Origin of the sequence: Dactylosporangium sucinum (assembly GCF_014647515.1) — a bacterium.
Lineage (GTDB): Bacteria > Actinomycetota > Actinomycetes > Mycobacteriales > Micromonosporaceae > Dactylosporangium > Dactylosporangium sucinum.
Map to the genome: position 1 here is coordinate 126,717 of NZ_BMPI01000018.1, position 19,533 is coordinate 146,249.

The window sequence follows — 19,533 nt, forward strand, 5'->3', positions numbered from 1 at the left end:
CAAATGATGACGGATCCCGTGTCCTGGCGGCTCGGCCGGTGGTACATGCTGCGCGTGGCGAGCCTGCCGGTCGAGCTGCTGACAGGGTTGCGGTTCTCCGGCAGTGTCGCGTGGGCGGACTCGGTCATCGCGGAGCGCGACCGCCTCGCCGCCGACGGGCGGCGGCTGAGCGACCTGCTGCACGAGTACATCGGCGAGCACCTCGACGAGCACGCCCGCCGGTCGCTCCTCGCCGCTCGCCGGCAGATCTTCAACAACCGCATGCCGAGGGACGTGGCCGCCCTGCACGGCGTGGCCGGCGACCTCGGCGCGGCGCTGGCCGCCTGGCTGCGCGACCGCGCCGCGCTGGACGTCCTGACCGCCACCGGCCCCGACGTCGTGGCGGCGGACACCCGGCGGAGCCGGGCCGTCCTGCGCGAGCTGGCCGGCGATCCGCGCCTGCGAAACGGCCTGCTGCTCGCGTCGTCGTCGCTCGACACCTACCTGGACGGGTACCGCACCGCCGACCGGCCGAACCTGAGCAAGCGGGAGCGGCGCATCGAGCGCTCCCTGCTGGAGTACCTGTACCGGATCGCGTACAAGACCAGCCCGTTCAGCACCTTCACGGGGCTCGCGGTCGGTGAGTTCGCCGACTCGGAGCGGGCGACGCTGTTCGCCGGGCACGTCGGCAAGCGGTGGCACAGCAACCCGCGGCTGAACGTCGCGGTGCTCGGCCGCCTGAGCGACCTCATCGTGGCCAACGACGAGCTGTGCGCCGACCTGCCGGTGCGGCTGACCCCGGGCTGGAAGTCCGAGCTCGACCGGATCCGGTACGTGCGCCAGTCGACGAACTACGGCGACGACGCCGCGACCGTCGGGTTCGACCTGGTCCGGACCGACGTCTACTACCTCAGCCGCAACACGAGCCTCGAACGGACCCTGGAGGTCCTGGAGCGCGAACCGGGGCTGCGGTTCCGTGACTTCGTCGATCGCGTCCGGGTCATCGAGCAGGCGACCGCGGAGGAGGGCGAACGATGGGCCCGGGCGCTGAGCCGGCTCGGCCTGCTGGAGGTCGCCGCCCCGCGGCTGGACATCCACCAGACCGATCCGGTCCGCGGGTTCGCGGCCGACCTGCGCCGGCTCGACCAACCGTGGGCCGAGGCCCTCGCCGCGCGGCTCGACGCGGTGGCGGCACGGATCGGCAGGTACGTGCACGCGGAGGTGCCCGAGCGTCGCGAGATCCTCGGCTGGCTGCGCGCGGAGCTCACCGCCGCCCAGCAGAGCCTCGGCGCGCAGGACGCCACGCTGCCGCAGACGCTGCTCTACGAGGACATGCGGCTGGAGGTCGACTCGCTCGTCACCGGCCGGACGGAGTGGATCGACCGGGTCGGCACCGATCTGCAGACGATCGGCTCGGTGCAGCCCGTCTTCGACTTCATGCGGCCGCAGCAGTTGCTGCTGAGAGCGTTCTTCCTGATCCGGTACGGTCGCGGCGGCCGCTGCGACGACCTGTTGAAGTTCGTGCACGACTTCCAGGAAGACATCTACGACCAGTACGTCGAGGCCACCGAGCGGCAGTGGAACTCCGCCGGGAGCACCCGCCGGTCCGGCCTGAACAACTGGCTGAACAGCCCGGAGATCACCGCGCTCGAACAGGCCAGGCAGCGGTTCACCGACGGCATGCGGCGGGCCTGGGCGGCGCTGCCGGCCGGCGCCGCCGAGCTGGTCCTCGACGACGACTTCATGGCGGCGGTCGCCGGGGAACTGGCCCCGGCCGCCCGCACGTTCAGCCCGATGGCCCACTTCATCCAGCTCGCCCGCACGCCGGACGGGCCGCTGGCGGTCCTCAACCAGTCCTTCGGCAGCCTGTCGTTCCCGTTCTCCCGCTTCACCCACTGCTTCACCGAGGAGGGCGGCGACCTCGCCACGCTCGTGCGCGAAGAGAACCGGCTGCGCCAGCCCGGCGGCGCCGTCTTCGCCGAGCTCGTCGGCGGCGTGCTCACCACGAACCTCAACCTGCACGGCCGGCTGATCGACTACCAGCTGGTCTGCCCGGGCGAGACCGGCTCGGTCCCGGTCGAGGAGCAGATCGCGCTGGACGACCTGTACATCGAGCACGACGAGGCCGCCGACCGGGTCGTGCTGCGGTCCCGGCGCCTCGGCCGGGAGGTGGTTCCCGTGTACCTCGGCTACCTCATCCCGATGGCGCTGCCGGCGATCCCGCGCGTGCTGACGCTGTTCGCGCCGACGTCGGTCGGCGCCATGCGGCCGTGGGACGGCGTGCCCGAGGCGGAGAGCACCGCGGGTGTCACCGGCCGTCCGCGGATCCGCTTCCGCAACACCGTGATCCGCCGGCGGAGCTGGAAGGTCGAGGTGGGCGCGCTACCGGCGCGGGAGCCGGACGCCTCCGACGCGACCTGGCTGCTGTCGTGGCGCTCCTGGCAGCGTGAGCACGGCCTGCCGGACCGGGTCTTCGCCCGCTTCGGCAACCCGGCCGGCACGCGGGAGCGGGCGTGGCGGGACTCGTCCAAGCCGCACTACGTGGACTTCGGCAGCGTCCACTCGCTCGTGGTGCTCGACCACCTGGCCCGCAACGCCGGGGGCGACGTCGGGTTCGAGGAGATGCTGCCCACCGAGGACCAGCTCTCGGTCACCTCGGACCAGGGCCACCACGTCGCCGAGATGATCGTCGAAATGATCAAGTACGAGAGGGGTGCACAGTGACGCCTGGGGACTGGCACGGCATACACGTCTACTACGCCGGCAACCGCCGCCCGATGCTGACCGGGTGCGTTCGGCCGCTGATCGAGCACCTGCGCGGCGACGGCCTGCTCGCGGGCTACTTCTTCATCAACTACTGGGTGGAGGGACCGCACCTGCGGCTGCGGCTGCGACCGTCCACACCGGACGCGACCGCCGAGGTGCTGCGGCGCGCCGAGGCGGCGATCGAGCAGTTCCTCCGCGAGCGCCCGGCACTCTACGAGCCGAGCGCCTCGGCCTTCTCCGACATGTACGACAAGATGTTCGGCTTCGAGTTCACCGACGACGAACGCCGGCAGTACGTCGACGAGCACGGCGTCATGCGCATGGAGCGGAACAACACCTACAAGTACGTGCCGTACGAGCCGGAGTACGGCAAGTACGGCGGCGAGGCCGGCGTCGCGGTCGCCGAGTGGCACTTCGAGTACTCGTCGGATCTCGTCATCGAGGCGACCCGGACGCTGAACCTGCACCTGCGCCGGGCGACGCTGGGCCTCGCCGTCCAGCTCATGATGGTGATGACGACGGTGTTCCTGGACGACGAGGACTCCATCACGACGTTCCTCGAGGACTACGCCGAGTACTGGCGGCGCACCTACGACGGTGTCGTGCCGATGGACGGCACCGGCGCCCACGACAAGGCGTACGAGATGATGGGCGACCGGGTGACCCGCCGGTTCCTCGACCTGCGGGCCATCTGCGCCGGGGGTCGCGCGCGCGAGCTGCCCGGGCTGCTGGGCGGCTGGTACGAGCACTGCGTCGAGCTGCGGGACCGGGTCGCCGCGCTGGCCGAGCGGGGCGAGCTGCACCTGCGGGACTGGAGCGGCGCGTCCGCCCCGGTCACCGACGTCCCCGACGCGCTGCGCCGGGTGCTGTGGGCCTACCTCCACATGACCAACAACCGGCTGAGCGTGACCCTCGCCGACGAGTCGTACCTGGGCCACGTGCTGACCAGGGCGCTGCGCGACCGGCACCTCGTCGAGGCGGCGGGATGACCTCGGCCCAGCTGGAGGGCCGGCGGGTCGCCCGCGGCGCGGACGTGGTGCTCGGCCCCGGCTTCCTGCGCGGCCCCGCGGTGACGCACATGGTGAAGAACCAGGCGACCGGTGACCGCTTCGAGATCGGGCCGCGCGAGTACTTCGTGCTGTCCCGGCTGGACGGGCAGCGCACGCTGGGGGAGATCGGCGACGAGTACGCCGCCACCTTCCAGCGCCGTCTCGCCGACGCCTCCTGGGGGCAGCTGCTCGGCCTGCTGGCCGCCAAGAACCTGCTCGCCGGCCTGCCCGACCGGCCGGCCGGCCCGGCGAAGCCGGCGCGCAAGGGGTTCGAGCGGATCGGCCCCATGCGCGGCCGGTACGTGTTCGGCGACCCGTCGGGGCTCGTCGCCCGCGTCTACCGCCGGATCTCGTGGGTGTACCGCGCGCCGGTGCTCGGTCCGCTGCTGGTCGTGCTGGCCGGCATGGACGTCTGGCTGGCCGCGCACCTGCCGTCCCTGGTGTCGGGCCTGTCCACGCTGGTCCGCCAGCCACCGCTGGCCATGGTGGTGGCTGTCCTGCTGTGGGCCGGCGCGGCGGGGCACGAGTTCGCCCACGGGTTGACGTGCCGGCACTACGGCGGCAACGCCTCCGCCATCGGCGTCCGCTGGTCCGGGCCGGTCGTCGCGGCGTTCTGCATCGTCGACGACGTGATGCTGTTCCCGTCTCGGCGGGCACGCGTCGCCACCGCCGCCTCCGGCGTGGTCGCCAACCACGTGTTCCTGCTGCCGTTCTTCGCCCTCTGGCTGGCGCTGCCCGCGCACGACGTGACCCGTGACGCGATCGGGGCGTTGCTGTTGCTCGGCCTCGGGCAGGCGTTGTTCAACTACCTGCCGGTGCCGACCCTCGACGGGTACCACATGCTGGCCCACCTGCTGCGGCTGTCGAACCTCGCCGAGGAGTCGCGGCGGTACACCCGCCTGCGGGTGACGGCGCTGCTCGGGCGCCGCCCGGGACCGGACGGCTACCCGCGCTGGCTGCGCCGGTGCTACCTGGGCTTCGACGCCTGGGTCCGGCTGGCCAGGACCGCGTTCGTCGTCGCCGTCGTGCTGATCGCGTACGCCGTGCTGCCGGTCGCCGTCGCGTCGGGCCTCACCGGCGTCCTCGCACTGTTCATCGCCGGGCGCTGGTACGCCGGGCGGAAGGCGCTGAAGAAGGGATCCGCGGCGTGAGCACACCGCAGTCAGCCGGGCCGGCGGTCGCCGCCCGGGGCGTACGCAAGGCCTACGGTGCGGTACAGGCGGTGGACGGGGTCTCGTTCACCGTCGCCCGCGGCGAGTTCTTCGGCCTCATCGGCCCCAACGGTGCCGGCAAGACCACGCTCATCGAGATCCTGGAGGGCCTGCGCCGCGCGGACGAGGGCGAGGTCGAGGTGCTCGGCCTGTCCCCGTGGCCGCGGAACCTCGCCCTGTTGCCGCGGCTCGGCCTGCAGACGCAGCACTCGGCGTTCTTCACCCGGCTCACCGCGATCGAGCACCTGCGGACCGTCACCGCCCTCTACGGCGTGGGCGCCCGGCGGGCCGACGAGGTGCTGGCCATGGTGGGCCTGACCGCCAAGGCGGGCACCCGCGTCGACCGCCTCTCCGGCGGGCAGCGGCAGCGGCTGGCCATCGCCGCCGCGCTGACCCACGATCCCGAGCTGCTGTTCTTCGACGAGCCGACCGCCGCGGTGGACCCGCAGGCCCGCCGCTCGCTCTGGGAGCTGCTGCGCGAGCTGAAGGCGATGGGCAAGACGATCATCTACACGACGCACCACATCGACGAGGCCGAGGCGCTCTGCGACCGGGTCGCGATCGTCGACCAGGGGCGCCTCGTCGCGCTGGACACGCCGCGGGCACTGGTCAGCGGCCTCAACCAGCCCACGGTGGTGCAGGTGCCGGCCGACCGGCTGTCCACCGAGGCCGCGCGGGGGATCGAGGGCGTCGACGCGGTGACGCTGGACGCCGCGATGCTGTCGCTGACCACGCAGGTGCCGGGACGGGTCCTCGCCGCGGTCACCGACCTCGCCGGTCCCCACGACATCCGCACCCACACGGCCTCCCTCGAGGACGTGTACCTGAGCCTGACCGGACGGGAGTACCAACCGTGAACGCCTACGTCGCGCTGTCGGGGGCCGTCGCCCGGTCCCACGTCCGGGACCGGATCACCCTGTTCTTCACGTTCCTCTTCCCGTTGATCTTCCTGGTCGTCTTCGGTGTGCTCTTCGACGACCTGCCCGACGGCCGCGCGCCCATCGAGTACCTCGCCCCGGGGGTGCTCTCCTGGGCGGTGGCCAACGGCGCGGTGTTCGGCGTCTCGTACACGCTCGTGCACTGGCGCGAGAGCGGTGTGCTGCGACTGCTCCGGATGACACCGACGTCGGTGCTGACGGTGCTCTCCGCGCGGTTCGTCGTCGCGGTGGGCGTCGCGCTCGCCCAGACGGTGTTCTTCGTCGGTATCGCGGCCCTGCCCCCGCTGGGGCTGCACGTGGGCGCACAGGCGATCTTCGCCCTGCCGGTGGTGCTGCTCGGCGTCACGGCGTTCTTCGCGATCGGCATGGTGATCGGCAGCCATGTCTCCTCGCCGGAGGCCGTCGCCGCCATCGCGAACTTCCTGCTCGTGCCGATGGCCTTCCTGTCCGGCACGTTCTACCCGCTCGACCAGGCCCCGGGGTGGCTGCAGGGGTTCGCCAAGGTGCTGCCGCTGCACTACATGATCGAAGGGATCGCCGGCGTCCTGACCGGCACCGACGGTCCGGCGTCGACGGTCCTGCCGGGTGCGGCGCTGCTCGGGTTCACCCTGCTGATGGCCGGCTTCGCCGCGAAGCTCTTCCGCTGGAGCCGGGACGCATGACCGAGAAGCTCCTCCGCGACGCGCTCGCCGAGCGGGCGGCCCACCGCGGCCTGCCGGCACCGCAGGTCGCGACGCTCGGCATCGAGGACGCCACCGCCGTCGCCGACGGCGTCGACCGTCGCGCCGCGACCGTCCACCTCACGCCGCAGGCGGTCCTCGTCGGTCCCTGGGGCGGTCCACCGGACGGCGCGGCCTGCGGGCACTGCCTCGCCGTCCGCTGGCAGCGGCTGCGTCCGGTCCCGACGCGGGACGCCCTGGAGACCGGACCCGGGTTCGAGTCCGCCGGCGAGTGGCCGCTGCTCACCCAGCACCTCGCCGACGCGGTGTGGGCCGTGTACGCGGCGGTGTACGGGGCGGGGTCGGGGGCCGCCGCCCGGCCGGCCGACGGCCTGGCCCGGGTGACCTCCGTCGACGTGCGGACGCTGGTCACGACCACCGTGCCGGTGCTCGCCGACGCCCGCTGCCCGGCGTGCTCGGCCGAGCACGCCCCCGATCGGGGCGCGGCCGACCCGCGGCTGCGCTCGCGGACCAAGCCGGACCCGAACACGTACCGGCTCCGCCGGCCCGCGGAGTACCGCCTGCCCGTGGCCGCGCTCGCCAACCCCGTGTGCGGCGCGATCGGGACGGACTGCGTCGTGGACATGTCGTCGCCGACGACCGCGCCGGTGCTCGGCATGTGGCGGATCCGCGGGCGGCGCGGCCTGGCCGACATGGGCTGGAGCGGGCAGACCAACAACTTCGCCCGCAGCCGGGACGTGGGGCTGCTCGAAGGGCTGGAACGCGACGCCGGCTCGCTGCCCCGCCAGCACGTCGCGCCGGTCGTCGGCGCGTACCGTGAGCTCGCCGGCGACGCGCTCGATCCGCGCGACTGCGGCGTGTACAGCGACGACACGTACGCGTCGAACGAGCGGCTGGAGCCGTTCGACCCGGACCGGGCGATCCCCTGGGTGTGGGGCTGGTCGCTGCGCGACGAGCGCCCGGTCCTCGTCCCGCGGCGAATCTCCTACTACAGCACCGGCACCGACGGCGACGGCTTCGTCGACGAGTGCTCGAACGGCTGCGCCAGCGGCGGCAGTCTCGAGGAGGCGATCCTCTACGGCCTGCTCGAACTGGTCGAGCGCGACGCGTTCCTGCTCGGCTGGTACGGCGGCGCCGACCTCACCGAGATCGAACTGGCCGGCACGGCGACCCCGGCCACCCGGGCGATGCTCGACCGGGCCCGGTTCCTCGGCTACCACGTGCGGCTGTTCGACAACCGGATCGACCTGCCGATCCCGGCGGTGACCGCGGTCGCCGAGCGTCTCGACGGCGGCCCGGGCCTGCTGGGGTTCGCGGCCGGCGCGAGCCTCGACCCCGACACCGCCATCGAGGGCGCGCTGGAGGAGATCTGCAGCTACATCCCGAGCCTGTCGGCGCACCACGGCCGGCGGCGGGCCGAGCTGGAGGCCATGGCGAGCGACTTCAGCCTGGTGCGGACGCTGCGCGACCACGCCGAGCTGTTCACCGTCCCGGCGATGCGCGAGCACGGTCGCCGGTACCTGGAGCCGGCGCGGAGCCTGCCCAAGGACACCGTGTACGCCGACTGGCTGGGCCGGCGGCCGTACTCGACCGACCTGCTCGACGACGTGCGGTGCCTGCGCGACGCGCTGACCGGACTGGGACACGACGTGATCGTCGTCGACCAGACCTCGCCGGAACAGCGGATGGTGGGGCTGCACAACGTCTGCATGATCGTGCCCGGCCTGGTGCCGATCGACTTCGGCTGGAGCCTGCAGCGGGCGCTGCACATGCCGCGCACGTTCACCGCCCAGCGCCGAGGGGGCCTGCGCTCGACCGATCTGACCGCGGCCGAGCTGCACCGCGTCCCTCACCCGTTCCCGTGACCGCCGCGCACGAGAGCCGGCCGGACCTGACGTCGACGCTGGCGCTCTATCTCGACCTGCACCGCCATCCGGAGCTGTCCGGCCAGGAGGAGCGGACGGCGGCGCGGGTGGGCGCCGCGCTCGACCGGGCCGGCTTCGCCGTGACGTCCCGCGTGGGCGGGCACGGCGTCGTCGGACGGCTGCGCAACGGCGACGGTCCGGTGGTACTGCTGCGTGCGGAGCTCGACGCGCTTCCCGTCCGGGAGCGGACCGGACTCCCGTACGCCAGCACCGGCCCGGCCATGCACGCGTGCGGGCACGACCTGCATCTGGCCGCGCTCTGCGCGGCGGCCGCGGAGCTGTCGCGGTCGCGCGACCGGTGGCGCGGCACGGTCGTCGCGGTCGGCCAGCCGGCGGAGGAGACGCTGACCGGAGCCGCGGCGATGCTCGCGGACGGCCTCTACACGCGGTGGGGCCGGCCGGACGCCGCACTGGCCCAGCACCTGGGCCCGTTCCCGGCCGGCTGGGTGGCCCACGCCCCGGGCACGGTCACGGCGGGCAGCGCCTGGCTCGCGATCACCGTGTTCGGCCGCGGCGGCCACGCCGGACTGCCGGGCTCCGCGTCGAACCCGATACCGGTCGCGGCCGCGATCGTGACCCGCCTGGTCGAGCTCTTCCCGGACGGTCCGCCCACGCCGGAGCGCGTGGTCCTGACCATCGGCGCGGTCCGGGCCGGCGAGCGGGCGAACGTGGTGGCCGACCGCGCCACGCTCCAGCTGACCCTGCGCAGCCTGGACCCCGCCGCGCTGGACCGCGCGGTGGCCACGGTCGACGCGGCCGTGCGCGACGTGTGCGCGGGGGCGGGGAGCCCGGTCGAGCCCGAGGTCACCGTGACGACGCGATCCGTGCCGGGCGTCAACGAGCCCCGGGCGGCCGGGCGGGTCCGCGAGGCCCACGTGCGGACCTTCGGCGCCGCCCGGGTGCTCACGATTCCGCCGTCGATGGCCACCGAGGACTTTCCGCTCTTCGGCGCGTACCCGGACGCGAGCGCGCCGGTGCCCACCGTGTACTGGGCGGTCGGTTCCGTGTCGGCCGAGGCCTGGACGCGCGCGCCGGGTGCCGGCTTCGCGCAGAAGCTCAGGAGCCTGCCCGTCAACCACTCACCGGAGTTCGCCCCCGACCCCGTGCCGACCCTGCGGACGGCGACCGCCGCCCTGCTCGCCGGTGCGCGGACCCTGCTCGCCGACGCTCCCTCCCCCGCCTGACGGCGAGGGTTTCCACGGAAGGATGCAGATGAAGCACGGAATCTCGCTGCTGCCGGACTGCCGGCCCGAGCGCCGCTCCGCCACCGAGTACTACGAGGACGTCCTGGCGATGGCGACGCTCGCCGACGAGGCCGGCATGCACTACGTCAAGATGACCGAGCACTACCTGGGCAACTATGGCGGCTACTCGCCGAGCCCGCTGACCTTCCTGGCCGCGGTGGCGGCCCGGACCAGCCGGATCCGGCTGATGACGGGGTGCGTGCTGCCCGCGTTCCACCATCCGATCCAGCTCGCCGCGCACGCGGCGATGGTCGACGTGCTCAGCCACGGCCGGCTCGACGTGGGCTTCGCCCGGGCCTGGTTGCCGTACGAGTTCGCGGCGCTCGGCGTGCCGATGGACACCAGCCGGGACCGCTTCGAGAAGACGATCCGGGCGGTCCTGCGCCTGTGGACCGAGGACAAGGTGACCGAGGAGTGCGAGTACTTCTCCTACTCGGACGCGACCTCGTTGCCCGCCGTGGTGCAGCGGCCGCACCCGCCCGTCTGGGGCGCCGCCATCGTCACGCCGCAGAGCTTCGAGTGGCTGGCCCGCCAGGGCATGGGCCTGCTGGTGTCGCCGTCGCTGTTGCAGCGGGACCTGCAGTACACGAAAAAACTCATCCGCATCTATCTCGATACGTTCGAGGAGGCCCATCAAGGTACCGGCCGTGTGCCGCAGGTCGCGGTGAGCATGCCGCTCTACGTGGCGGCGACCGACGCGGAGGCGCGTGCGGTGGCCATCCCGCACCTGCTCGAGTACAACAACGTCACGATCGAGGCCGCGGACGCCTGGACGCACGTCACCTCGACCAGCTACCCCGGCTACGAGTCCATGCGCGAACGGCTCTCGGCGGTCACGGAGGAGTCGTTGCGGGCCGGTGCCTGCGCGGTCGTCGGGTCGCCCGAGACCGCCGTCGACACGATCCGCGCCGTGGCGGAGTACCTGCACGCCGACGTCTGCCTGTGGAACATCGACTACGGCGGACAGCCGCGCGAGACGATGGCCCGCAGCATGCGGTTGTTCGTCGACGAGGTGCTGCCGCACGTCACGGGTTGACCCGCGGCCGGTCCAGCGAAGTGCCAGCGCGATGGCGCGGGTTTGTCCACCGCAGCCCGGTCTACTGGTTGCACTGGGCGCGACGTACCGGTCATGGCCCACCCGGTGATCGAGGGGAGGAACCATGGGAGACGTCAAGAGCCTGGTGACGCTGGCGCAGGAGCTTCAGGAGCTCGAGGCCGACACGTTCGAGCTGCAGGACTACGTCGAGGACATCGAGATGCTCGCCGGTGGCTACGCCAGCACCAGCAGCACCAGCACCAGCGCCTGCAGCTGCTGCGCCTGAGTGCCACCAGCCCGGCGCCCGGCCTGCCGGAAGCCGAAGACAGGAGAGGGACGTGAACGAAGAGCTGAGCCTCGCCGCACTCACGAACGAGCTGCGGGCGCTGGAGATCGAGACCTTCGAGCTGCACGACTACACCGACGAGCACGAGATGCCCGCTGTGGGCGCCAGCAGCACCTGCAGCAGCACGACGAGCACCACCAGCACCTGCGCCTGATTCCACGGCACATCGAGACGGAGACAACGATGGAGAAATCCACCAGCCTGGCGACGTTGGCGCGTGAGCTTCTGGAGCTCGAGTCCGACACGTTCGAGCTGCACGACTACGCGGACGACGCCGAGATGCTCATCGACAGCAGCACCAGCAGCACCAGCAGCACGTGCAGCAGCTGCTGCGCCTGACGCACCACCACCAGCCCGGCGCCCGGCCCCTGCCGGATGCCGAAGAGAGGAGAGATCAATGAACGAGGAACTGAACCTCGCCGCGCTCACCACCGAGCTGCGCGCGCTGGAGATCGAGACCTTCGAGGTCGTCGACCACGTCGAGACCAGCGAGCTGCTGGTCGCGGTCTGCAGCACGACGAGCAGCACGACGAGCACCACCAGCTGCTCGGCCTGACGCGGTAACAGGCGTCGCCGGCGGGCAGGGTCACCCCCCTCACATCGGCCCTGCCCGTCGGTGGCGGACCCCCGGTCGGCGCTCAGGCCGGCCGGTAGGAGCAGCGGGTGCCGGTGTGGATGCTCGCGCGCAGGTGCGCGGCGATCACGGAGTCGACGCCGTCGACGGCCGCGAGGGCGCGGCGGATGGCCTTGCCCACAGCGATCCGGGCGCGTTCGGACTCGTTGGTGAACGACCGGATCCGGCCCGCGAGACCGGTGGCGGCGCGGAGCTCACCGAGGATCCAGTCCCGCTCGGCGGTCATCGACGCGAGCTCGTCGGCGCGCTCCATGGATTCCAGCCGCTCGATATGCTCGTTCAGCTGCCCGACGCGTTGCCGGTACTGCTGAACCGCCGCACGGTCGAGCACGGCATGGCCGGTGCGTGCGGCGCGGCGCCGGGTGTCCGGTCCGGCGGCCAGGTCGACGGCGGACACGTCGCGGCCGGGGTTCGCCAGCAGTGCCGCGACATATGACATGCCCACACTGTGCGGGATCAGCGCGGTGCGCCGGCCGTACTGCACCAGCCACTGCTGCCCGGTGCGGGTGCAGGTGGCGGTGCGCGCCTCGCCGGAGACCCCGTCGGGAAACCCCGGCACGGATACCCCGAGTGCCGCCGCCAGTTCTCCCGCCGCCGCGAGCACCGATCGGGCCAGCTCGCCGTCGCCGTCGCCGTTGCGCCGGGCCAGCGCCTGCGCGTAGCGGGCCCGCGAGACCAGCACGGCCGGGCGGTGCCACAGGGCGAGGTTCGCGCGGATCGCGGCCGCGAAATGGCCGACCGCCAGGTCGAGCCGGCCCATGGTCAGAGCGGCGACGCCCAGCGCGTGCTCGGCCGACCCGAGACACAGCGAGCCGAAGCTGGCCACCGCCGGAAGGTGGGCGTACGGCGTCACCAGCTCGTAGACGCGCGCGCTGGTCTCGACGTCGTCGAGCAGGTGAGCGGCCTCAGCGATGCCGAACATCGCCGGCAGCCACCCGCTGGAGTGCGGCAGCTCGGCCAGGTCGCGCCCGCACAGGGTGCCGACGGCGCCGGCCGCCGTCAGCCGGTCGCCGGCTGTCGCGGCCGCCACGGCCAGGGCCGCGAACAGGGAGCTGTCGACGCCGCGCAGGCTCGGCGAGTGCACCTGCTGCTCGAGCACCGGCAGCAGCTCCGTCAGCCGGCCCTGGAACCAGTGGACCCCGAGAAGATGGGCGGCGTAGAACGCGTCGGCGCGGTCGTCGCCGATCTCGGTGCCCGCGTCGTACACCTGCTCCGCCAGCGCCTGCGCGTGCTCGAACCGCCCGGCCCGCACCGCGAGCGTCACCTCCATGACGCCGGCCAGACAGCCGACCGCGCGGTGCTCTGCCTGGGCCAGCAGGGCCCGCAGCTCCAGCAGCTGCCGCTCGGTCTGCCGGTCGCCGTCGACGAGCAGATCCAGGGTGTACCACAGCATCCCGATGAGCAGGTCGTCCCGCCGCCGGGTGCGCGAGCTCTCGCCGATCAGCTCGAGCGCCAGCCGCCGCCGCGTATCACCGTGGTCCGGCCCGAGCAGGCAGTGGTGCGCCAGGCTCAGCGCCAGGGCCCGCGCCTTCGTGTCTCCGGCCCGGGTCGCCTCGTCCAGCGCGGCCAGGATCGCGTCGTACGTGCCCGCCCGGTGGTCGAGCTCGCCGGCCAGGCGCACCCTGATCCGCAGCCCGATCGAGGACGCGGGATCGACCAGCCGTTCCAACCGGCGCAACCGGTCGAGCATCACCGTGCCGTCGACCCCGGCGACCTCGGCCACCCGCAGCCCGGCCTGCCCGAGCACGGCGACCGCCATCCCGCGGACGTCGCCGCGCTGCTCGGCGAGCTCGTAGGCGTGCTCGAACCGCTGCCGCGCGACCCGCGACTCCCCGGCGAGCTGCGCGTCGACCGCCCGGCCCAGCCGCGACCCGATGTCGAGATCGTCCTCCTCCGCGTCACACCCGAGATCCGCACCCGCAACGTGAGCCATCGAATCCCTCCGCGGCCAATCCTGCGCCGCGGCAGTTGCAGCCCACTTGCAATGCGCCGACAACGGCACTCAATGGGGAGTCCGAACGCTTCCAGGCCGCCACCGACCCACGCACGACCCCGACCCATCGCACCCCGGCCAAGTTGAGCCTCACACGCTCAACATTCAGCCGCAGGTGGCAGCCAGAAGACAACCACCGAGTTCGGGGGTGGGGGCGTTTCCAGCGACCGCGCCGGCTCGGTGCCAGACGCAACAGGCGGCTCAAGGCCCCCGGACGAGAGGTGGCGGGTGCCCTGAAGCATCCGCACGTTGGCTCGCGTCGCTCGCACCAGGCAGCGCCCCCGCCACCCGCGATCACGGCCCCGGCGCGAACGCTGTAACTTTTGGACTCCGAGACTGGTACCATATTTGGTACCAGTTGCGACGCGGGGAGGCCGCATGACACAGGCGATCAGTGCCAGCGAGGCGCGGAAGAGCTTGTTCCCACTCATCGAGCAGGTCAACAACGACCATACGCCGATCGAGATCGTGTCGAAGCGGGGCAACGCGGTCCTGGTCAGCAAGGAGGACTGGGACGCGATTGTCGAGACCAACTACCTGTTGCGGTCCCCCGCCAACGCCAAGCACCTGATGGAAAGCGTCGAGCAGTGGCGCTCCGGGCGGGCGACGGAACGGGATCTGGATCCTGGGGCGTGAAGCCCAGTTGGACCGACCCCGCCTGGGACGACTATCTGTACTGGCAGACGCAGGACCGGAAGACGCTTCGGCGCATCAACGCCTTGATCGCCGACATCAAGCGCGACCCGGACGGACCCGGCATCGGTAAGCCCGAGCTTCTGAGGAACAATCTGGCCGGCCTGCGCTCCCGCCGAATCGACGACGAGCACCGCCTGGTCTACGCCGTCGCGCCGGACGAAGTCACGATCATCTCCTGCCGCTACCACTACTCATGACGAGCACGGAAGGCGGTTGGTGCGAGCGCGGATGGGGACTGCCTCACCCGCTGAGCGGAAACGCAGTGCAGCGGAGAAGCCGCAAGCGGCAAACGGAGCGCGCCCGCCGAGATCGGGGGTGCGGGTGGCGGGCCGCAAGCGCCAAACGGAGCGCGCCCACCGAGATCGGGGGTGCGGGTGGCGGGCCGCAAGCGCCAAACGGAGCGCGCCCACCGGGCGGCGAGCCGCAAGCGGCAAACGGAGAACGCCCACCGAGATCGGGGGTGCGGGTGGCGGGCCGCAAGCGCCAAACGGGGCGCGCCCACCGAGATCGGGGGTGCGGGTGGCGGAGCCCCCGCCGGGGAGCGAGCGAAGCGAGCGCGAAACACCCACCGATGCGACAGCGAAATGGGCGCTCTCAAGGAGAGCGCCCATGAGCAGGGTCCACCTACATCGGTGGAGCCGAGGGGACTCGAACCCCTGACCCCCACACTGCCAGTGTGGTGCGCTACCAGCTGCGCCACGGCCCCTTCATGCACTCGCCTCTCGGCGGGCACTCACGGAATAGTACACACACCCGCCGGAGGTCTCACACCGGGTTCCTAGTTCTGGGTCGGGTCAGCCGGGTAGTGGGCAACGGCGGCCATCAGGCCGCCCTGGCGGCGCAGGACCATCTGCCACAGGTCGTCCGGGCGCGGGGCGAAGGCGTCGCTGGGCAACGCGTCGAAGACGAACCAGGAGCCGCCCTCGATCTCGCGTTCCAGCTGGCCGGGGGACCAGCCCGCGTAGCCGGCGAAGACGCGCACGCCCAGGACGCCCGCCACCAGGAGGTCCGGGTCGCCCGAGAGGTCGACGGTGCCCACGGCGCCGGAGACGCGGTTGAAGCCGGCCAGGTCCTCCACGCCGGGGCGGGTGCGGGCGAGGCAGATCGCCGCCTCGGGCTGGACGGGGCCGCCCTCGAAGACCACCGGCGGTTCACCCGCCAGGGCGCCCCAGTTGCCGAGGACGTCGGCGACCTGCACCTCGGTGGCGCGGTTGAGCACCACGCCCAGGGCGCCGCCCTCCTCGTGCGCGACCACCAGGACGACGGTGCGCTCGAAGTTCGGGTCGCGGAGCGCGGGGGTCGCCACCAGCAGCCGCCCGGTCAACGACTCCATCGCCCTCCCTCGACGCTGCCTCGACGTACCCCGGCCGGACGCGCCGGGCCGCGGTGAGCCGCGGCCGGTCGGCGTCTGCCCGGACGGTTGCCCTTCCATCCCACCGAGATCCCCGTGCATGGACATCAGCCCCACCAGCAAACATCATCGGCCGCGCGGCCGATGATCGGGCGCGACGAGTCGATCATCGCAAAGCGGGGTGCGAGGGTCATGTCTCGCACCATAGCCTGACCCGGGCGTCGCGGTTAGGGTCTGATACGTGACCTCACTCGCCGACGTTGCCGTCATCGGTGGATCCGGGCTCTACGCACTGCTCGACGACGCCGAGGAGCACGTGGTCGACACGCCGTATGGCCCACCCTCCGACCCGATCACGGTCGCGACGGTGCAGGGGCGGCGCACGGCGTTTCTGCCGCGGCACGGGCGCGACCACCGGTTCCCGCCGCACCGGATCCCCTATCGGGCGAACATCTGGGCGCTCCGGGAGCTCGGGGTGCGGCAGGTCCTGGCGCCGTGCGCGGTCGGGGGCCTGCGGCCCGAGCTGGGCCCGGGCACGTTCGTGGTGCCCGACCAGCTCGTCGACCGCACGTCGGGGCGCATCCAGACGTACTACGACGACGGCGCCGTGCACGTGAACTTCGCCGACCCGTACTGTGCGACGGGCCGTGACACCGTGCGCAAGGTGGCCGCCGAGCACGGCATCGAGGCGGGCGACGGCACGATGGTCGTCGTGGAAGGACCACGGTTCTCCACCCGGGCGGAGTCGCGCTGGTACACCTCGATCGGCGGCGCGGTCGTGAACATGACCGGCCACCCGGAGGCCGTGCTCGCCCGCGAGCTCGCCCTCTGCTACACCTCGATCGCGTTGGTGACGGACCTCGACGCCGGCGTGGAGGGTGACCACGGGGTCACCCAGGAGGAGGTGTTCCGGGTCTTCGGGGAGAACACCGGCCGCCTGCGCGGCGTCCTGCTCGACGTCATCCCGCGGTTGCCGGAGCACCCGGACGACCCGTGCCAGCACGCCCTGGACGGTCTGACCCGCTGAGCGGCAGCCGCACGACGAACCGGCAGCCGCCGTCGAGGTTCTCGGCGCTGACGTCCCCGTGGTGCGCGTCGACCAGGCCCCGGACGATGGCGAGGCCCAGCCCGCCGCCGGCCGAGCCGGTCGGCGTCCGGGCCGGGGTGCCGCGGAACGCCACGTCGAACACCCGCGGCAGGTCGCCCTCGGCGATCCCCCCGCACGTGTCCGTGACCGCGAGCCAGCCCTCGCCGTCGGCGGCGCCGCCGGTGACGGTCACGGTGCCGTCCGGGGGCGTGTAGCGGATCGCGTTGCGGAGCAGGTTGTCGACGACCCGGGAGAGCTCCGGCACGGAGCCGTCGACGACCGGCCAGCCGGACGGCGCCGCGGCGATCCGCACGTGGGCCGCGGCGGCGAGGGGCTCGGCCGACGCGATGGCATCGGACACGATCTCCCCCAGCGGTACCGCGGACAGCGTCAGCCGCAGCGCCCCCGCGCTGATCCGGGACAGCTCGAACAGGTCGTCGACGAGCCCCGCCATGCGGTCGGTCTCGGCGCTGATCCGCCGGTGGTACTCGGCGACCGTCTCCGGGTCGGCGACGACCCCGTCGTCGAGCGCCTCGGCCATCGCCCGCAGCCCGGCCAGGGGCGTGCGCAGGTCGTGGGAGACCCAGGCGACCAGCTCGCGCCGCCGGGCCTCGGCCTGCCGCTCCTGCTCGCGGGCCTCGTCGGCCCACATGCTGGCCCGGGCGAGCCGCCGGCCGGCCCACAGCCCGGCGCCCAGGCTCACCGTGGCGGCGGCGGCGACGACGATGAGCAGGACGTGCAGGTCGTGGTCGGAGATGAACATCTCCATCGCCGCGCCGAGGATGCCGGCGAGCACCCCGAGGACGGTGACGAGCAGGAGCACGACGATGTGGGCGGTCACCGAGCGGCCGCGCAGCGGGCCGCGGAGCACGAGCAGGCCGGCGCCGGCCACCACCAGGGAGCAGCCGAGCGCCATCAGGAACGTGAGCAGGATGTCACGCATTGCCGTACTCGTACCGGTAGCCGACGCCCCACACGGTGAGGATGCGCCTCGGCTCGGCCGGGTCGTCCTCGACCTTCTCCCGGAGTCGTCGCATGTGGACGGTGACCGTCGACTGGTCGCCGAACGTCCAGCCCCACACCTGTTCGAGCAGCTCGGCCCGGCGCAGCACCCGCCCGGGGTTGCGCATCAGGAAGACCAGCAGGTCGAACTCGCGCACGGTCAGGGCCAGCTCGGCCCCGCGCAGGGTGGCGATCCGCCGGGCGACGTCGATGCGCAGCTCGCCGTCGGCGAGCTCGGCCGGCGCGGCCGGCGAGACCGGGGCGGCGCGGCGCAGCACCGACTGCACCCGCAGGACGAGCTCGCGGGGTGAGAACGGCTTGGTCACGTAGTCGTCGGCGCCGATCTCCAGGCCGAGCACCCGGTCGGACTCCTCGCCGAGGGCGGTCAGCATGATGATCGGCAGGTCCCGGTCCTGCTGCCGCAGCCGCCGGCAGACCTCCAGCCCGTCGATCCCGGGCAGCATGAGGTCGAGCACGAGCAGGTCGGGGCGCTGCGCCGCGTACGCGTCGAGGGCGCCCTGCCCGTCGCCGGCCAGGCGCACGGCGAAGCCCGCACGCTCCAGGTACCTCCGGACGACGTCGCTCACGGTCGGATCGTCGTCCACGACCAGCACGCTCTGCCCCACGGTCCGAGCCTAGAGCGCAACCCGCCGCCCGCCACGCCCCGGCGGCGGACGGTAAGCACTCTGTCAGGTTTCGCCGCCGAGATCCGTCTCGTAGGCCTCGTACAGCAGGTCGGCCCCGCGCTGGCGGTGCTCCCACACCGCCTGGATGAGCTGCGCCGCCTCCCAGCGCAGCGCGTCCGCCTCGCCGTGGTCGAGCCGGCCGGAGAGCTCGTCGAGCGCCGAGCGGACCGTCTCGTGGTCGTCGACCAGGCCGGACAGGTGCCGGGCGAGCCGCGGGGCGTCGCCGAGCACGCCGGCGTAGAGGCCCCCGGGCCCCTCGGTCTGGTCCACGTGTTCTGCGAATGCCACCCTGAGCTGAGCCACCGCGCGGCTCACCCGGGGCCGCCACGCCGGGTCCCACACCGGCGTCTGGATGGCGTGTTCAACGTGTCTGATGCCGCCGAGCAGTTCCATGAACGCACCTCCGCCGCGAGTACGTTCCCCTCCACCATGATGTGACGCGCGACACACTCCTGTAAAGAGTATGCAGCTCAGAACGTTGGTGAGGACGCGGCCGCCATCCGTGCCAGCCAGAGCCGGACCACGGCGAGGTCTGCCTCGGTGAAGCCGGCCGCCAGGCGCTCCTCGACCGCGCGGACGGTCGGGCGCGCGGCGGCGAGCCGCTCCCGGCCGGCGTCGGTGAGGAAGATCTGCTGCGCGCGGCGGTCGTTCGGGTGCGGGCGGCGCTCGACCAGCCCGGCCCGCTCCAGGCCGCCGAGCATCTCGTTGGCCGACTGGCGCGCGGAGGAGACCTTGCGGGCCACGTCGGCGACGGACAGGCCGGGGGAGGCCTCCAGCATCATCAGCGACGCGAACTGGGCGACGGAGAGGTCGTGCTGCACGAGGGCCTCGGCGACCACGCTGCGCAGGCTCAGCCAGGCGTGGCGGACCAGAAACGTCGAGCAGTCGTCCTCAGGGCTCACCCGACCAT

21 protein-coding genes and 1 tRNA gene are annotated in these 19,533 nt (G+C 72.7%); 15 read left to right on the top strand and 7 right to left on the bottom strand.

All coding sequences use genetic code 11. The features are described 5' to 3' along the window. Positions 1-6 precede the first annotated feature (6 nt). From IEZ31_RS20130 to IEZ31_RS20185, 12 genes are all read left to right on the top strand, one after another. Positions 7-2,703: a lantibiotic dehydratase gene (locus tag IEZ31_RS20130; RefSeq protein ID WP_229835564.1), complete on the top strand. Its 2,697-nt coding sequence runs from the start codon at positions 7-9 to the stop codon at positions 2,701-2,703. Then, complete coding sequence (locus IEZ31_RS20135; RefSeq protein WP_229835566.1) at positions 2,700-3,734, top strand: lantibiotic dehydratase C-terminal domain-containing protein; 1,035 nt, start codon at positions 2,700-2,702, stop codon at positions 3,732-3,734. Before IEZ31_RS20130 ends, IEZ31_RS20135 begins: the two co-directional genes overlap by 4 nt. Further along, positions 3,731-4,945, top strand: a complete 1,215-nt coding sequence (locus tag IEZ31_RS20140; protein WP_190251443.1) for a M50 family metallopeptidase — start codon at positions 3,731-3,733, stop codon at positions 4,943-4,945. The genes IEZ31_RS20135 and IEZ31_RS20140 overlap by 4 nt, the downstream gene beginning before the upstream one ends. Then, entirely contained in the window at positions 4,942-5,862 is a 921-nt protein-coding gene (locus IEZ31_RS20145) for an ABC transporter ATP-binding protein (protein WP_229835568.1), read from the top strand. Before IEZ31_RS20140 ends, IEZ31_RS20145 begins: the two co-directional genes overlap by 4 nt. Continuing rightward, positions 5,859-6,605 carry an ABC transporter permease gene (locus IEZ31_RS20150; RefSeq protein ID WP_190251444.1) on the top strand — a complete coding sequence of 249 codons (747 nt, stop codon included), beginning with the start codon at positions 5,859-5,861 and terminating at the stop codon, positions 6,603-6,605. The genes IEZ31_RS20145 and IEZ31_RS20150 overlap by 4 nt, the downstream gene beginning before the upstream one ends. Then, the gene (locus tag IEZ31_RS20155) at positions 6,602-8,488 is read left to right on the top strand and encodes a TOMM precursor leader peptide-binding protein (protein ID WP_190251445.1); all 1,887 of its coding nucleotides are present in this window, start codon (positions 6,602-6,604) and stop codon (positions 8,486-8,488) included. Before IEZ31_RS20150 ends, IEZ31_RS20155 begins: the two co-directional genes overlap by 4 nt. Then, on the top strand, positions 8,485-9,732 hold the full coding sequence (locus IEZ31_RS20160) for an amidohydrolase (protein WP_190251446.1): 1,248 nt from the start codon (positions 8,485-8,487) through the stop codon (positions 9,730-9,732). The genes IEZ31_RS20155 and IEZ31_RS20160 overlap by 4 nt, the downstream gene beginning before the upstream one ends. Positions 9,733-9,760: 28 nt before the next feature. Continuing rightward, a complete protein-coding gene (locus IEZ31_RS20165; protein ID WP_190251447.1) occupies positions 9,761-10,828 on the top strand; it encodes an LLM class flavin-dependent oxidoreductase in 1,068 nt (355 codons plus the stop codon). A 124-nt stretch (positions 10,829-10,952) separates the two neighbouring features. After that, positions 10,953-11,114, top strand: coding sequence for a thiazolylpeptide-type bacteriocin (locus IEZ31_RS20170; protein ID WP_190251448.1), 162 nt, complete (start codon positions 10,953-10,955; stop codon positions 11,112-11,114). 52 nt (positions 11,115-11,166) lie between these two features. Beyond that, the gene (locus IEZ31_RS20175) at positions 11,167-11,328 is read left to right on the top strand and encodes a thiazolylpeptide-type bacteriocin (RefSeq protein ID WP_190251449.1); all 162 of its coding nucleotides are present in this window, start codon (positions 11,167-11,169) and stop codon (positions 11,326-11,328) included. Positions 11,329-11,357: 29 nt separating this feature from the next. Next, positions 11,358-11,513: a thiazolylpeptide-type bacteriocin gene (locus tag IEZ31_RS20180; protein ID WP_190251450.1), complete on the top strand. Its 156-nt coding sequence runs from the start codon at positions 11,358-11,360 to the stop codon at positions 11,511-11,513. Between the two features lie 58 nt (positions 11,514-11,571). Beyond that, positions 11,572-11,730 (top strand): thiopeptide-type bacteriocin, encoded by a 159-nt coding sequence (locus IEZ31_RS20185; RefSeq protein WP_190251451.1) that lies wholly within the window; start codon positions 11,572-11,574, stop codon positions 11,728-11,730. An 82-nt stretch (positions 11,731-11,812) separates the two neighbouring features. Here the strand turns inward: IEZ31_RS20185 and IEZ31_RS20190 are convergent, their stop codons facing one another. Further along, complete coding sequence (locus IEZ31_RS20190; RefSeq protein ID WP_190251452.1) at positions 11,813-13,741, bottom strand: hypothetical protein; 1,929 nt, start codon at positions 13,739-13,741, stop codon at positions 11,813-11,815. 438 nt (positions 13,742-14,179) lie between these two features. Here IEZ31_RS20190 and IEZ31_RS20195 point away from each other — a divergent pair, with 438 nt between their 5' ends. Continuing rightward, the gene (locus IEZ31_RS20195; protein ID WP_190251453.1) at positions 14,180-14,437 is read left to right on the top strand and encodes a type II toxin-antitoxin system Phd/YefM family antitoxin; all 258 of its coding nucleotides are present in this window, start codon (positions 14,180-14,182) and stop codon (positions 14,435-14,437) included. Continuing rightward, positions 14,434-14,694, top strand: a complete 261-nt coding sequence (locus IEZ31_RS20200; RefSeq protein ID WP_190251454.1) for a Txe/YoeB family addiction module toxin — start codon at positions 14,434-14,436, stop codon at positions 14,692-14,694. Before IEZ31_RS20195 ends, IEZ31_RS20200 begins: the two co-directional genes overlap by 4 nt. 436 nt (positions 14,695-15,130) lie before the next feature. On the opposite strand, the gene IEZ31_RS20205 is transcribed toward IEZ31_RS20200, so the two are convergent. Then, positions 15,131-15,203 (bottom strand) — tRNA-Ala (locus IEZ31_RS20205). A 72-nt stretch (positions 15,204-15,275) separates the two neighbouring features. Continuing rightward, a complete protein-coding gene (locus IEZ31_RS20210; protein ID WP_190251455.1) occupies positions 15,276-15,830 on the bottom strand; it encodes a YqgE/AlgH family protein in 555 nt (184 codons plus the stop codon). 259 nt (positions 15,831-16,089) lie between these two features. On the opposite strand from IEZ31_RS20210, the gene IEZ31_RS20215 reads away from it, so the two are divergent. Then, positions 16,090-16,875 (top strand): S-methyl-5'-thioadenosine phosphorylase, encoded by a 786-nt coding sequence (locus tag IEZ31_RS20215; protein ID WP_190251456.1) that lies wholly within the window; start codon positions 16,090-16,092, stop codon positions 16,873-16,875. Here the strand turns inward: IEZ31_RS20215 and IEZ31_RS20220 are convergent. From IEZ31_RS20220 to IEZ31_RS20235, 4 genes are all read right to left on the bottom strand, one after another. Continuing rightward, positions 16,808-17,878, bottom strand: a complete 1,071-nt coding sequence (locus tag IEZ31_RS20220; protein WP_190251457.1) for a sensor histidine kinase — start codon at positions 17,876-17,878, stop codon at positions 16,808-16,810. The genes IEZ31_RS20215 and IEZ31_RS20220 overlap by 68 nt on opposite strands. Then, complete coding sequence (locus IEZ31_RS20225; RefSeq protein ID WP_190251458.1) at positions 17,871-18,563, bottom strand: response regulator transcription factor; 693 nt, start codon at positions 18,561-18,563, stop codon at positions 17,871-17,873. Before IEZ31_RS20225 ends, IEZ31_RS20220 begins: the two co-directional genes overlap by 8 nt. Before the next feature lie 63 nt (positions 18,564-18,626). Beyond that, positions 18,627-19,016, bottom strand: coding sequence for a hypothetical protein (locus IEZ31_RS20230; RefSeq protein ID WP_190251459.1), 390 nt, complete (start codon positions 19,014-19,016; stop codon positions 18,627-18,629). Between the two features lie 77 nt (positions 19,017-19,093). Then, on the bottom strand, positions 19,094-19,525 hold the full coding sequence (locus tag IEZ31_RS20235) for a MarR family winged helix-turn-helix transcriptional regulator (protein WP_190251460.1): 432 nt from the start codon (positions 19,523-19,525) through the stop codon (positions 19,094-19,096). Positions 19,526-19,533: the final 8 nt, after the last annotated feature.